This is a genomic window from Serratia sp. NA_13, assembly GCF_052691735.1.
The window spans coordinates 662,001-676,105 of record NZ_JBQZFV010000001.1 but is presented as its reverse complement, the minus strand read 5'-3'; the positions used below and the strand labels follow the sequence as shown (position 1 = coordinate 676,105).

The 14,105-nt window shown below is 54.9% G+C and carries 12 protein-coding genes; 4 read left to right on the top strand and 8 right to left on the bottom strand.

Features of this window, described 5'->3' with window-relative positions; all coding sequences use genetic code 11:
• The first annotated feature begins 12 nt into the window (after positions 1 to 12).
• Positions 13 to 405 carry a hypothetical protein gene (locus tag ACUTSU_RS03105; protein ID WP_445650668.1) on the top strand — a complete coding sequence of 131 codons (393 nt, stop codon included), beginning with the start codon at positions 13 to 15 and terminating at the stop codon, positions 403 to 405.
• Between the two features lie 600 nt (positions 406 to 1,005).
• Here the strand turns inward: ACUTSU_RS03105 and dsbB are convergent.
• The gene (gene dsbB / locus ACUTSU_RS03100; protein WP_445650669.1) at positions 1,006 to 1,536 is read right to left on the bottom strand and encodes a disulfide bond formation protein DsbB; all 531 of its coding nucleotides are present in this window, start codon (positions 1,534 to 1,536) and stop codon (positions 1,006 to 1,008) included.
• A gap of 124 nt (positions 1,537 to 1,660) precedes the next feature.
• Complete coding sequence (gene nhaB, locus ACUTSU_RS03095) at positions 1,661 to 3,232, bottom strand: sodium/proton antiporter NhaB (RefSeq protein ID WP_445653753.1); 1,572 nt, start codon at positions 3,230 to 3,232, stop codon at positions 1,661 to 1,663.
• 242 nt (positions 3,233 to 3,474) lie between these two features.
• Between nhaB and fadR the strand changes: the two genes are divergently transcribed.
• Positions 3,475 to 4,194, top strand: a complete 720-nt coding sequence (gene fadR / locus ACUTSU_RS03090) for a fatty acid metabolism transcriptional regulator FadR (RefSeq protein WP_012145472.1) — start codon at positions 3,475 to 3,477, stop codon at positions 4,192 to 4,194.
• 225 nt (positions 4,195 to 4,419) lie between these two features.
• On the opposite strand, the gene ACUTSU_RS03085 is transcribed toward fadR, so the two are convergent.
• Positions 4,420 to 5,955, bottom strand: coding sequence for a SpoVR family protein (locus ACUTSU_RS03085; protein ID WP_153860174.1), 1,536 nt, complete (start codon positions 5,953 to 5,955; stop codon positions 4,420 to 4,422).
• 133 nt (positions 5,956 to 6,088) lie between these two features.
• Positions 6,089 to 6,319 carry a hypothetical protein gene (locus ACUTSU_RS03080; RefSeq protein ID WP_445653752.1) on the bottom strand — a complete coding sequence of 77 codons (231 nt, stop codon included), beginning with the start codon at positions 6,317 to 6,319 and terminating at the stop codon, positions 6,089 to 6,091.
• 173 nt (positions 6,320 to 6,492) lie between these two features.
• On the opposite strand from ACUTSU_RS03080, the gene ACUTSU_RS03075 reads away from it, so the two are divergent.
• Both ACUTSU_RS03075 and dadX read left to right on the top strand, forming a co-directional pair.
• Positions 6,493 to 7,797 carry a D-amino acid dehydrogenase gene (locus ACUTSU_RS03075; RefSeq protein ID WP_445650671.1) on the top strand — a complete coding sequence of 435 codons (1,305 nt, stop codon included), beginning with the start codon at positions 6,493 to 6,495 and terminating at the stop codon, positions 7,795 to 7,797.
• A gap of 72 nt (positions 7,798 to 7,869) precedes the next feature.
• Positions 7,870 to 8,943: a catabolic alanine racemase DadX gene (gene dadX, locus ACUTSU_RS03070; RefSeq protein WP_445650672.1), complete on the top strand. Its 1,074-nt coding sequence runs from the start codon at positions 7,870 to 7,872 to the stop codon at positions 8,941 to 8,943.
• A gap of 3 nt (positions 8,944 to 8,946) precedes the next feature.
• Here the strand turns inward: dadX and ACUTSU_RS03065 are convergent, their stop codons facing one another.
• From ACUTSU_RS03065 to ACUTSU_RS03050, 4 genes are all read right to left on the bottom strand, one after another.
• Positions 8,947 to 10,140, bottom strand: coding sequence for a multidrug effflux MFS transporter (locus ACUTSU_RS03065; RefSeq protein WP_445650673.1), 1,194 nt, complete (start codon positions 10,138 to 10,140; stop codon positions 8,947 to 8,949).
• Positions 10,141 to 10,249: 109 nt separating this feature from the next.
• Positions 10,250 to 10,810: a 3'-5' exonuclease gene (locus ACUTSU_RS03060; protein WP_445650674.1), complete on the bottom strand. Its 561-nt coding sequence runs from the start codon at positions 10,808 to 10,810 to the stop codon at positions 10,250 to 10,252.
• A gap of 62 nt (positions 10,811 to 10,872) precedes the next feature.
• Positions 10,873 to 12,591, bottom strand: coding sequence for an ABC transporter permease subunit (locus ACUTSU_RS03055; protein WP_445653751.1), 1,719 nt, complete (start codon positions 12,589 to 12,591; stop codon positions 10,873 to 10,875).
• On the bottom strand, positions 12,591 to 14,099 hold the full coding sequence (locus tag ACUTSU_RS03050; RefSeq protein WP_445653750.1) for an ABC transporter substrate-binding protein: 1,509 nt from the start codon (positions 14,097 to 14,099) through the stop codon (positions 12,591 to 12,593). The genes ACUTSU_RS03055 and ACUTSU_RS03050 overlap by 1 nt, the downstream gene beginning before the upstream one ends.
• Between the last annotated feature and the right edge of the window lie 6 nt (positions 14,100 to 14,105).

Here is a 14,105-nt window from a genome sequence, read left to right as displayed (position 1 = left end):
AGGGAGATAAGAATGAGGAAGCCTGCATTGTTTTTTTTGCTTTTATTAGCCAACACGGTAAGTGCCGCAGATTGGAAAGTAGATGACAGTAGGGAATTTATTCACAATGGTATACTGACAATCAGACAGATTGACGGTCACTATAAAATTACATTCCCTGACCAGTCTATTCTTAGAACAGGGAGCATTGTAGTTGATGGTGATATCTTGTATGTGAATGAGCCCAATGGTTTTAGCGGCATTTATGGTGACAGGATAATCAAACACCTGCTTTCAGCGCAAACAGCAGTTGCAAGATATGACGACAGGTATAAAACCAAGTCATCACAAGAGATCATCGACCTTCCAGATTTGAAATTGAAGCTGGAACAGCTAAAAAATGAACCCGCTTCGGCGGGTTTTTAGTGGCTGGGTTGAGGTGATAGTCTTAACCCCATCAGACTTGTAGTGGCAGTTTCCGGCCCTTGTTAGTTTGAACAAGCACTGGTAGGGACGCTAAATGAAAAAAGCCCCTGCAAAGAAGAGGGGCAAGACACACAACAACACCAGGGAAATCGTTAATACTAACTTGCGGATACTATAAGGTTTTCGCGGTAAAACTTCATCAAAATATCGATGCAATAATGCATCACTATGATGAGTTTTTTTGTATAAGGCGAGTGAGAGCAGATAAGTCGTTCGGCTATAGTACGATTCCAAACTGGAAAAGTGAGGTTGTCATCGCGCGAATAAGGCTTTTTTCCTCTCTAACTTAATGTTATGTAAATTACATGCCAAATGTTGCCCGGATGCTTCTTTTTATACAAAAGGTTAGGTAATTTGACCGTTCTCACGCTAAGTTCCGAGAGTAAAATAATGAAAATGATACGTTTGTTTGCCGTGGCTGGGGCGCTGATAGTGCTCGTTTACTACCTTACGCACACCTAATATAACTATATCTCTGAAAAATATTCGCAAATCCATAAAAAATGGCGCCCTAAGGCGCCGTTTTTTATTCGGGCATGCTTAACGACCAAACAGGTCACGGCGACGCGGACGAACAAACTGCGCAGCCAATACGATGATGGCGAACATCAGATAGGCCGTGAAGATCCCAACCAACCACTGTGGCATTTCCAGAGTCAGGAACTCCCATTGGCGCACGGAACAGTCACCTGATGCGTGAAACACGGCTGGCAGCCACTTATCCAGCGGCAGCCAGGATGGGAAACTGACAAAGAAATCACAGGTATTAAACGGTGAAGGATGCAGTTGGATCATGGTGTGCTTCCAGGCCAATTGCAGGCCTTCCCAGGCGCTGTAAATCCATAGCAGGATCGCGGCATAACGTAGTGGTGTTTTCGGTGCTATGGCACCGAGCAGCGAGGCGCCAAGAATACCAAACAGCGCGCAGCGTTCGTAAATGCACATCACACAGGGTTGCAGCAGCATTACGTGCTGAAAATAGAGAGCAACCAATTCCAGCACCAGCGCAGTCAGGGCCATCAGCAGCCAAGCACCGCGCCCCTGCGAGCAGCGGTTAAAGAATTGCAACATATATTTATTCTTCCATGCAGTAAGCAATTGAACTGGCAGTGTAAACCAATTCAACTCTGCTGCCAGCTACCTGAGCCTGATTCAGCACAAAAATAGTCGCTGACAGCGGAGTGGGTTAACAGGATCAGTGAGCCGCGGCTTCAATCGATGGCAGCGTCAGCCAATGCCACTGGGTCAGCAGGTCAGTCATGGGTGCCAAGGTAAACTGGACGCACAGCAGACCCACAAGGGTTAATACCACAGTATAGGGTAAAGCCATCCATACCATCCGCCCGTAAGACAAACGCACCAGCGGTGCCAGCGCAGAGGTCAGCAGGAACAGGAAAGCCGCCTGGCCATTCGGCGTGGCGACCGACGGCAGATTGGTGCCGGTATTAATGGCGACCGCCAGCATTTCGAACTGCTTCAGGGAAATCGCACCGTTTTCAAACGCAGTACGCGCTTCATTGATGTATACCGTACCGACGAACACGTTGTCAGATACCGAAGACAGCAGGCCATTAAACAGATAAAACAGCGCCAGTTGTGAAGAGGGTTGCGCTTGCAGAACAAACTGAATAATCGGGGTAAACAGGTGTTGCTCAATAATCACCGCCACCACGGTGAAAAATACCGTCAGCAGCGCGGTAAAAGGCAGCGCTTCCTGAAATGCCTTGCCGATGGCGTGTTCATCGGTGACGCCGCACAGAGAAGTGGCGAGGATAATGACCGACAGACCAATCAGGCCCACTTCCGCCAGATGAAAGGCCAGCGCCACCACAAGCCAAATGCCGATCAGTGCCTGAATGACCAATCTGACCTGTTCTTGTTTACTGCGTCCGGCGGTAGCCTGGCGGTCAAATTCGGTCAGCACATCACGTACGCGCTTCGGCAGTTTTGCTCCGTAGCCAAAGACGCTGAAGCGTTCGAGCAGTAAGCAAACCAGCAGACCGCACACAAACACCGGCAGGGTCACCGGCGCCATACGCAGGAAGAAGTCAACAAATCCCCAGTCGGCGCTTTTGGCGATAATCAGGTTCTGCGGTTCACCCACCATGGTCATTACGCCGCCCAGTGCGGTACCGACGCCAGCATGCATCAGCAGGCTGCGCAGGAAGGCTCGGAACTGCTCGAGCGTCTGTTTATGATCGTCACTGGCCAGGCTGCTGTCATCACCGACGTCGACATTATCGTCAGAACGGTTTGAAGCCACGTTGTGATAGATAGAGTAAAAGCCGGTTGCGACGCTGATGACCACCGCCACTACCGTCAGTGCATCGAGGAAGGCTGACAATAGCGCCGCTGCAAAGCAGAACGCCAACGAAAGCAGCATTTTCGAGCGGATATTGAGCAGTAGCTTGGTGAAGACGAACAGCAGCAACTGCTTCATAAAGTAGATGCCCGCCACCATAAAGATCAGCAACAGCAGTACTTCCAGATTATGGGCAATTTCTTCACCCACTCTATCGGGACTGGTCATGCCAATCAGCACCGACTCAATGGCCAGCAGACCGCCTGGCAGCAGTGGGTAACACTTCAGCGCCATTGCCAGGGTAAAGATAAATTCAACCACAAACAGCCAACCCGCGATGAACGGATCGACCAGGAAGAAAACCAGTGGGTTGACCACCAGGAAAATCAGAATGGCCAGTTTGTACCAGTCCGGTGATTGCCCGAGGAAGTTTTTCACCAAGGCACTGCGTAAGGTCGTTTCCATTGTGTGTTACACGTCCTGAAAATAAGTTGTCTCATACTAGCCTAACAATGCCGCCGGGGCAGATGCAATAAGGGCTTACTTTACGATGAGAAATTTCTCTAAGCGGTGTTTTTGCAGGTTTTTTGCCACTTTATGCACAGTTTCGTTCAATGTTTTTCGCTCACGCTAGGTCATGCAATAGCGATCTGGTATGATCAGCCGACTACTATTACTGATTATCGTCGCTACGGAACGTCAAACACATGGTCATAAAGGCGCAGAGTCCTGCCGGTTTCGCGGAAGAATACATTATCGAGAGTATCTGGAATAATCGCTTCCCTCCTGGCACTATTTTGCCCGCGGAGCGTGAGCTTTCAGAACTGATTGGTGTTACGCGCACCACGTTACGTGAAGTTTTACAACGCCTGGCCCGAGATGGCTGGTTGACCATTCAGCATGGCAAACCGACCAAAGTAAATAATTTCTGGGAAACATCAGGCCTCAATATTCTTGAGACAGTGGCACGCCTCGACCATCAGAGCGTTCCACAATTGATCGACAACCTGCTGTCTGTGCGCACCAATATTGCGGCGATCTTTATTCGCGCAGCGGTGCGTAACCATCCAGAGGCCGCTCAGGAAGTGCTGGCGAAAGCCACTCAGGTGGAAGATCAGGCGGATGCTTTCAACCTGTTGGACTACGAAATTTTCCGTGGTCTGGCGTTTGCTTCCGGCAACCCGATTTACGGCCTGATCTTTAACGGTCTGAAAGGCTTGTACACCCGCGTTGGCCGTTACTACTTCTCAAACCCGGAGTCTCGCAAGCTGGCGCTGACTTTCTATAGCAAGCTGTCGACGCTGTGCCATGAGAAGTCGTACGATCAGGTAATGGACTGCGTGCGTAACTACGGTAAAGATAGCGGCGCCATTTGGCAAAGCATGCAAGGCACTATGCCAAGCGATCTGACCGAAGCCCGTCGCTAATCTCAACACCACATTACGTAAAAGGGGCGCCATTTGGCGCCCCTTTAGGTTGCTGACAAAACAGGAAAAAGCGTGGTTTTTCCTGTTTTATGGTGAGCAGCCGAAAATCAATAAATTGATTTTCCTGATTTTTATTTATCGGCATCTACTTGCTCTGGGCAGGAATGAGGTTTGTCATCAGTCTGAAGGGGCGCCATTTGGCACCCCTTTAGTTATTGTAGAGTCTTACAGCGGTGTTGGGCGCGGTGGGCAACGCTCCAGCAGCTCGACGCTGCCGTCTTCGTTCTGTTGCTCCAAAATAATATCGAAGCCCCACAGACGGTGCAGGTGTTTCAGCACTTCACGCCGACTTTTATCCAGCGGCGCGCGATCCTGCGGGATATAACGCAATGTTAATGAACGGTCGCCGCGTAAATCTACATTCCAGATCTGTATGTTCGGCTCGTGATCGCTCAGATTATATTGCGCCGACAGCTCCTGACGGATTGCGCGGTAACCGGCTTCATCATGGATCGCGGCTATTTCCAGGTAGTTATTGCGATCGTCGTCCAGCACGGTGAACAGCCGGAAATCACGCATGATCTTCGGCGACAGGAACTGACTGATAAAGCTTTCATCCTTGAAGTCACGCATGGCGAAGTGAAGTGTTTCCAGCCAGTCTTTACCGGCGATGTCCGGGAACCAGTAACGATCTTCTTCCGTCGGCGATTGGCAGATGCGCTTGATGTCCTGGAACATGGCAAAGCCCAGAGCGTAAGGGTTAATGCCGTTGTAATAAGGACTGTTGTAAGGCGGTTGATACACCACGTTGGTATGGCTGTGCAAAAACTCCAGCATAAAACGTTCGGTGACCCGACCCTCGTCGTACAGATGATTGAGGATGGTGTAGTGCCAGAATGTCGCCCAGCCTTCGTTCATTACCTGGGTTTGTTTCTGCGGATAAAAATACTGGCTCACTTTGCGCACAATACGCAGAATCTCACGCTGCCAGGGTTCCAGCAGCGGCGCATTTTTTTCCATAAAGTAGAGAATGTTTTCCTGCGGTTCGCTTGGATAGCGGCGCGCCTGCTCCGGTGCCTCTTCACGTTCAACCCGTGGCAGGGTCTTCCACAGCGTGTTTACCTGGCTTTGCAGGTACTCTTCGCGGCTTTTTTGCCGGGCTGTTTCTTCGATCAGTGAAATTTTCTGCGGCCGTTTGTAACGGTCCACACCGTAGTTCATCAACGCATGGCAAGAGTCGAGTAGCTTCTCCACTTCTTCAACGCCGTAGCGCTCTTCGCACTGACTGATGTAGTGGCGGGCGAATAGCAGGTAATCGACAATCGAACTGGCGTCGGTCCAACTGCGGAACAGGTAGTTATTCTTGAAGAAGGAATTGTGCCCATAGCAGGCGTGCGCCATCACCAAAGCCTGCATGGTGATGGTGTTTTCTTCCATCAGGTAGGCGATGCAGGGATTGGAGTTGATCACAATCTCATAGGCCAGGCCCTGCTGCCCATGCTTATAGCGCTGCTCGGTCTCGATGAACTTTTTACCGAATGACCAATGGGTGTAGTTAATCGGCATGCCGACGCTGGAATAAGCGTCCATCATCTGCTCTGAGGTAATGACCTCGATCTGATGCGGGTAGGTGTCGAGCTTGTAATGTTTGGCTACGCGATCGATATGCTCCAGATACACCTGTAGCAACTCGAACGTCCAGTCCGGTCCATCGCTCAGACGTTTATCTTCCTTGACCTTATCATGTGTTGAAGTAGTCATCAGCGCACCCTCGTTATTACGGACCTTGCTCGAACGGCAGACCCTGTATCAATCGTAGCTCAATCTGCGCAGAGGTAATAATCATATAAAGCTTAAAAATTCAACGATCTGTCACCGGGATCCCCCTGGATAGCTACCGGGGAGCTTTAACCCTGAGTTTTTTCTGCTGGAACAGAATCTCACGCCGGCAAAGCGTTATATCAGTAAGGTTGTAATTTATTAGTTTATTATTCTGTTGCACTGGCGCTGTTTCATTTTTATCTTCTGTTAAATCCTTGTTGCTTTCTTGGCTTTGCCTTGATGCAATCAATGCAATCATTGATTGCATAACGGCCCGTGTTTCGCTCTGAAATCCTTCTTTCACCGCATCTTATCGCTATTTATAGGTAGCTATTGCAAAAGAGACGGCCATGAACGATAAATTAGTTGTGAATGTTGTCACGTTTGATGACGAAGATGTTGGAAGGATTTTTCCACTGAGTTAATTTCCTGTGAGCAGAAGATTATGCTTTGTGAAGCCTTAAGCTGGAGTCAGCGATGCGAGTGGTAATTTTAGGTAGTGGAGTGGTGGGTGTTGCCAGCGCCTGGTATTTGGCGAAAGCGGGGCATGAGGTGACGGTTGTCGATCGTCAACCCGGCCCGGCTATGGAAACCAGCGCGGCGAACGCAGGTCAGATCTCTCCGGGCTATGCGGCTCCGTGGGCTGCGCCTGGTGTGCCTTTGAAGGCGGTCAAATGGATGTTCCAGCGCCATGCACCTTTGGCGGTTCGTCTGGACGGCAGCAGCTTCCAACTGAGCTGGATGTGGCAGATGCTCAAAAACTGCAATACCGAACACTACATGACCAATAAAGGGCGTATGGTGCGGCTGGCGGAATACAGTCGTGACTGTATCAAGGCGCTGCGCCAGGAAACCGGCATCCAATACGAAGGCCGTCAGGGCGGGACGCTGCAACTGTTCCGTACCCAGCAACAGTTTGAAAGTGCGTCCAAAGATATTGCGGTGCTGGAAGATGCCGGCGTGCCCTACAAACTGCTGGAAGCCAGTCAGTTGGCCAGCGTTGAACCTGCGCTGGCGCAGGTGGCGCATAAGCTGACCGGTGGGCTGCAACTGCCTAACGATGAAACCGGCGATTGCCAACTCTTTACCCAGCAACTGGCCAAACTGGCACAGCAGGCCGGGGTGACCTTCCTGTATAACCGCAGCGTCGACCGTCTGTTGGTGGAAGGGGACAAGATCAGCGGTGTGCAGTGTGGTGGGGAGATTTTCAAAGCCGACAGCTATGTGGTGGCCTTTGGTTCTTATTCCACCGCGCTGTTGCGCGATCTGGTGTCGATCCCTGTCTATCCGCTGAAAGGCTACTCGCTGACCATTCCTATTACCGATGAGTCCGCCGCGCCGTTCTCAACCGTGCTGGATGAAACCTACAAAATTGCCATTACCCGTTTTGATCAGCGTATTCGCGTCGGCGGCATGGCGGAAATCGTGGGTTTCAATACTCAGCTTGAACAAAAGCGTAGAGAGACGTTGGAGATGGTGGTTCGCGATCTTTACCCTAACGGTGGACGGGTAGAAGACGCGACCTTCTGGACCGGTTTGCGGCCGATGACGCCGGACGGCACGCCGATTGTCGGCAAGACCTCGCTGAAAAATCTGTTCCTGAATACCGGCCACGGTACCTTGGGCTGGACAATGGCCTGTGGTTCCGGCCAACTGCTTTCCGATTTGATTTCCGGTATCACTCCGGCCATTCCTTCAGACGATCTGGGGGTGGCACGTTACAGCGCCGGATTTCGCAGCCTTTACACCGGCCCCTTGAACGATGTGCATCCTGCGCGTTAAAAACCCTAATTTATAATGTTATTGTCACGGGCGTTGGCCCGTGACCGCATTTGCCGGCCCCTAGGAGTGCCCATGCCTCGCCCGATTTCCGCTACGTTACACCTTGGCGCTTTTGATAATAATCTGCAGGTGGTCCGTCGTTTCGCCCCCACCGCCAAAGTCTGGTCGGTGGTCAAGGCCAATGCCTATGGTCACGGTATCAAACATGTCTGGCGCAGTATGGCGCAGACCGATGGTTTTGCCTTGCTGGATCTTGCCGAAGCCATTTTGCTGCGTGAGTCCGGCTGGCAAGGACCGATTTTGCTGCTGGAAGGTTTTTTCAAACCACAGGATTTGGCCCTGCTGGACCGCTATCGTTTGACGACCTCGGTACACAGCGACTGGCAACTGGCGGCGATAGCCGAGGCCAAACTGTCGGCACCGCTGGATGTTTATCTGAAAGTGAACAGCGGCATGAATCGTCTGGGGTTTACGCCGGAACGTTTTCACGCAGCCTGGATGAAGGCCCAGGAGATCGGCAACATAGCCAGCCTGACGCTGATGAGTCATTTCGCCACCGCTGACGGCGCACAGGGCGTCGATGCGCAAATGGCCGCCATTGAGCAGGCGGCGACGGGTATCACTTCACCGCGCTGCCTGGCCAACTCTGCCGCCACCTTGTGGCATCCGCAAACCCACGGCAGTTGGGTGCGGCCGGGCATCGTGCTCTATGGTGCTTCGCCCAGCGGCCAGTGGAGCGATATTGCAGATAGCGGTCTGCAACCTACCATGACGCTGAGTAGCGAAATTATCGGTATTCAAACGCTGAAATCCGGTGATCAGGTGGGTTATGGCTGGCGTTACCGAGCCGAGGGAGCACAACGCATCGGCGTGGTGGCCTGTGGTTATGCCGATGGCTATCCGCGTCATGCGCAAACCGGCACGCCAGTCTGGGTGGACGGTGTGCTGACACGAACGCTAGGCACGGTTTCAATGGATATGCTGGTGGTCGATCTGACGCCTTGTCCGCATGCGGGTATTGGGGCAGAGGTGGAGCTGTGGGGACGACGCCTGCCGGTTGACGATGTCGCCGCCGCGGCAGGCACGCTGGGTTATGAATTACTGACGGCGTTGGCCGCCAGAGTGCCAATTATCACCGAGGCCTAAGCCTCAGGCAATTTTCTTCAACTGACCCTTTATTTGCTTGCTGCGCTGTCGTGCGTGCAGCGCCAGCAGGCAACCCACCAGCATTACCAGTGCCAGTGACAGCTTGGGCGGCAACGGCAGCGCCATCGCCAACAAGCCCAGAGCGGCACCGCCGGCCATCTGCACAAAACCGACCAAGGCAGAAGCTACCCCGGCTTCATTGGAATATGGCTCCAGCGCGTAACTGGTTGCCGGACCCATCACAAAAGCCAGCCCAGCGCAGGCAAAAGCGACCGGCAGCATATAGGCCAGCCAGTGACTTTGCGCCGTACCAGACAGTAATGAAACGCCCAGCAGTAGCCCAATAGCCCCGATACCCATCAAGATACCGCCGGTTGCCAGACAGACGGGACGCCCGACCTTGTGAATGATGCGGTTGGCGAAAAAACTCACCAGCATGATCCAAAAGCCGTTGGCGCCAAACACCAACGAGAATTGCAACGGCGTCAGCCCGGCGGTTCCCATTAGCACGTTAGGGGCTAGCGAGACGTAGGTCAGCGCCATGCCCATGGCACCGGAGTTGACCACGGCGAAGGACAGAAAGCGGCGGTCGCAGGCGATGCGGGCATATTGTCGCACCGGCAATCCTTTGACGTGCACCGTGTCCGCCGGACGGGTTTCCGGCAGGCGGAGGGCGATCAGTACCAGTACCGCCAGCGAGTAACACACCAGGAACCAGAATGGTGCGCGCCAGCCATAGGCTTCTGCCAGCAGCCCACCCAGCAAGGGGGCCAGAGCAGGAATAATATTCAGCGTACCGTTGAGAAAACCGAAGGCACGGGCCGCATCGTCGCCGTTCATCCGATCGCGCACGCCGCTGAATGCCACCACGGCGGTACAGCAGACCGCCACACCCTGCAACAGGCGTGAGGCGACAAACATCGTTGGCGTGGTGGCCAGCGCCGCCATTGCCGCGCCAATCATGTAAATCACAATACCGGCCAGAGCCACCGGCTTGCGGCCGTAGTTATCCACCAGCGGGCCGGCAATAACCTGGCCGAGGCCCAACACCAGAATAAACAGAGAAATGGTGGACTGAATCAGCGCTTCACTGCTGTTAAGGCCAGCGGCGATGGCGGGAATGGTCGGCAGATAGAGATCGATACCCAATGGGCCGAGCAGCACCAGGCTAAGAAGCAGAAACAGAAATTTTTGCATAACAAAAACAGCACATCCGAGTGACAAAGAGGGCTAGAGTAGAGATTCTGGCGCTAAATGGAAAGAGGCAAAGTCCAGGCTCGCCGCCGGTACGCCAGTCCTGTTCTATTTATGACGCAGTGGCTTTGCGATAGTAAAGTGCCGATACCGTATCCGCCACGTAACGCGCCTGATGTTTGGCGTCATCCAAGGCCCGATGGGGCGTGCCTTCAAATGCCCGTTCTTTCTTCGGGTTAAAGCCCAGCATTTCTGCGAGGGTGATCACCGTGCGCACATCTTGCGTGTCCCAAAACTTCCACGGACAGGGCATCTCAAGCTGCTGGAAGGCATGCTCGAGAATGGCGCAATCGAACTCCTTGCCGTTGCCCCAGACCTTGACCTTATCGGTGCTGTTCATATGGATAAATCGGCTCAGGTTGGTCAGCGCGCGTTTGAGGCTTTCTGTGCCGCCGAAAGCCAGCTTGCGCGCTTCGTCGGACTGTTTCGCCCACCAGGCGACGGTATCCAGGCTGATGGTTCTGCCGGGCTGATCTTTTTGGCTGCTGACGGCGTTTTCAAACTCCGCGCCGAGCTGCCCGGTTTGGGGATCGAAAAATACCGCAGCGACCACCAGGATAACCGCGCTGGGTTTTATATCCAGCGTTTCAATATCTAACATCAGATGGTGCATTGGCTCTCCCGGCCGGTTGAGGTACCACATAATATTACTACAAACCGGGCCAGGATGCGCCGTCAGCCCCGACGGTTGCCGGCGGTATTGGCCAGTGTTACCGCGAGCACCGCCAGTAATATCAGGGCCATGGCCGGTGCCAGCACTCCCCACGGCGCCCGTTCGATATAGGGCATGCCTTCCGCCAGCACCAGCCCCCATTCTGCGCTGGGTGGCTGTGGACCCAGGCCAAGGAAACCCAGGGCGGCCAGCGCCAGCGCAATGCCCGGCAGGCGCAGCATGGCATGGCGCAGAAGTGGCCCCCATAAGACAGGCAGCAGGTAATGCGTCAACGTACGCAGTCGACCCACCCCCAATACCGGCAGCATGCGGATATAGGGCTGAGTGCGGGCTTCCATCAGCAACGAAGCGCAATGGGCGGCCAGCGGAGCCCAACTGATCAACATCACCGCGCAGGCGGCACCGTGGGCCGAAGGGCCACTAATGGCAACCACTAACAGGCCTGCGATAATCGGTGGTGTGGCGTTGGCCAGTTCAATCATTCCGCACATCAGACGGGGCATCAGCCCGAACATGATCCCGAGGAACAGCGAAGCGAAGCTGACCGCCAATGCCAGCAGGCTGGTATTCAGCGCACCGTAAGCAACGCGTGCCAAAATGTCCCGACCGGTGGCATCCGCGCCGAAGGGCAGGTCAAGGCTGGGCGGCTGGAGGCGAATATGCAGTGACGAAAGTGGATCGCGAATGATCCCGCTCAGTACCAACCAGCACAACAACAGCGCGGCCAAGGCGGCGAAAACATAACTGCCTTTGCCGCTGTGCTGTGGCGGCGTCGAATTGGCCAGACTTGGCGCTACCCGACCCAGCAACAGATAATGCGCGCCCTGTGCCAAAAAACCGGTGCTGAAGGCGATCAGCAACAAGATCAGAACGCCGCACTGCAGCGTTGGCAGATCTTGTGCGATGGCGGCGCCTAATGTCGCTCTGCCCAGACCGGGAATGGCGAACACTTTCTCGACGGCGATGGCGCCGCCGGTAAGCCCAACCAGCACCAAACCGATTTGCGGTAACAAGGCGGGTAGCGTGCGGTGCAACACCGCCAGCAGACAAGGCCACCGGGGGATACCGGCCAGGCTCCAGGTGATTAACCAGCGCTCGGATAAGGTCGCAGCCAGGCCGTCACTGAACAACAGGCCCAGCAGGCCACCGGCAGGTAAACCCAATGCCAGAGCCGGCAGCACCACATGACGCAAACTTTGCCAGCCGTAGGGGGGAAACCAGTTTAGCCAGACGGCGCCGAGGATCAGTAACAGCGCGGCCAGTAGAAACTCGGGCAGGGCGGTCAGCGCCACCGCCAACACGCCTGCAGGGCGGCGGTATTCGCCATGCAAGCCGCGCCAAAGGGTTGGTAACGCCAGCAACAATGCGACCAACAGCGCTATCGCCAGCGCATAGCCCATTAACGTCAGAGAAACCCCGGTAGCCTGTAACAGCCCCTCCAGTACCGGACGACCGGAGATCCATGAGTGACCGGCGTCGCCATGCAATACGCCATTAAGCCAGCGGCCAAGCAGCAGCAGCGGTCCATCGTCCAGACCAAAGCGTTGGCGAATGGCATTCAGGGCTTCGGGCGTCGCTTCCTGTTCGGCCGAACGAGCACGCAGCAGGCTAATTGCCGGGTCGCGACCGGATAGCCAGGGCATCAGACCGATCAGGGATATCATTGCCAGCAGGGCAAACAGGCGCGAGGCCAGAGGCAATAGCCGTTGCGCTAGTCGCATCAGGGCTGTCCGCTGGCGATCATGCTGCGCACTGTCACCAGTTGGCGTTCTCGCGGATCGCGCTCTGCGTTCTTCATGCCTGCGGCTTCACCCTGGATCACTCGTTCATGCAGTAGCGGGATCGCGGCATTGGTGGCCAGTATGCGGTTTTCCGCCGCCATGATCGCCTGACGCCGCTGTGCACCGGCCGCAATGGCGGCAGCCTGGGTCAAAGCTGCATCCACCTGCGGGTCGCACAACTGGGCGATATTGAACGAGCCCTGACAGGCGAAATCGCTGAACATATAAGCCAGCGGATCGCCAGAGTCCAACACCGTGGCTCGCGACAGAATAAATGCGTCGAATTTACCCGCCAGCGCATCGGCTTCAATATGCGCATATTCCCGCACTTCCTGTTTCACCACAAAGCCTGCCGCGCTGAGCTGTTGAGCCAGATAGACGGCGACTTCCGGCAACTCGGCGCGATCGCTGAAGGTGGCCAGAGTGATTACTTGTCCCTTCACCGTCGTGGTTGGCCGCAAGGGGTGAGGCTGCCGCAATGGTGCGGCCCAGGGCAGTGCCGGTCCAAGCAGCCCGCTGGCGACATCGGCACGGCCTTCGTAGACATTGTCCACCAGAGGCTGACGCTCAATAGCCGCTGCTGCGGCGGCACGCATCTGCGGATCGCGAAAGGCACCCACTCGGGTGTTCAGGTACAGGGTGTTGGTGCGCGGCATCGGCACTTCATGGATCAGTTCTGCTGCAATCAGTGGCAATTGTGATACCGGCACGGCCTCAACCAGATCGGCACTGCCGGTGCGCAAGGCAGCAGCACGGGCGGAGCCGTCCGGTACAAAGCTGACATCGATGCCCGGCGCTGCGGCTTTTTGGCCCCAATAACCTTCAAAACGCTTTAATCGTGCGCTGCTGGTCCCGTTGATTTCCGTCAGTACAAAAGCGCCGGTCCCGGCCAGCAAAGGATTAACCACGCCGTTAGCACCGTAAGCCCGTTCGGCAAGGATAGCCAGTTGTGGGCTGGACAGCCGTTGCGGAAGTAAAGGGTCGGGGACCACGGTGGAGATAATCACGGCGCGAGCGCCTTCTGTGCTGACTGATAATTCAATGCCGTCCAGGATACGCGGTTTTGGCGCGGCGTTGATTGCCGCCGAAAGTGAGCGCACGACGCTCTGTGCCGTCATCACACTGCCGTCGTGGAAGCTAACACCCGGCCGCAACACAAAGCGCCAGCGGTGTTGATCTATTTGCTGCCATTCGGTGGCCAAGGCCGGTTCGGCATCACCATTGGCATTCAGCAGCACCAGCGTTTCGGTATTGCTCCAGCGCGAAAGTTTAAACGCGTCATCGCTGAGCGGCGTGAGCCCAGAACGAGGCGGTTGCAGCATGGCCAGCCGGATGCGCCGTTCTTCGCCGGCACTGGCTTTCGGTTCGGCAGGATCAAAACAGCCGCCAAGCAGCAAACTGCTGGCGAGCAGGCAGCCGGTGGGGCCAATAAAGCGCAGATTCAACATGAAAAG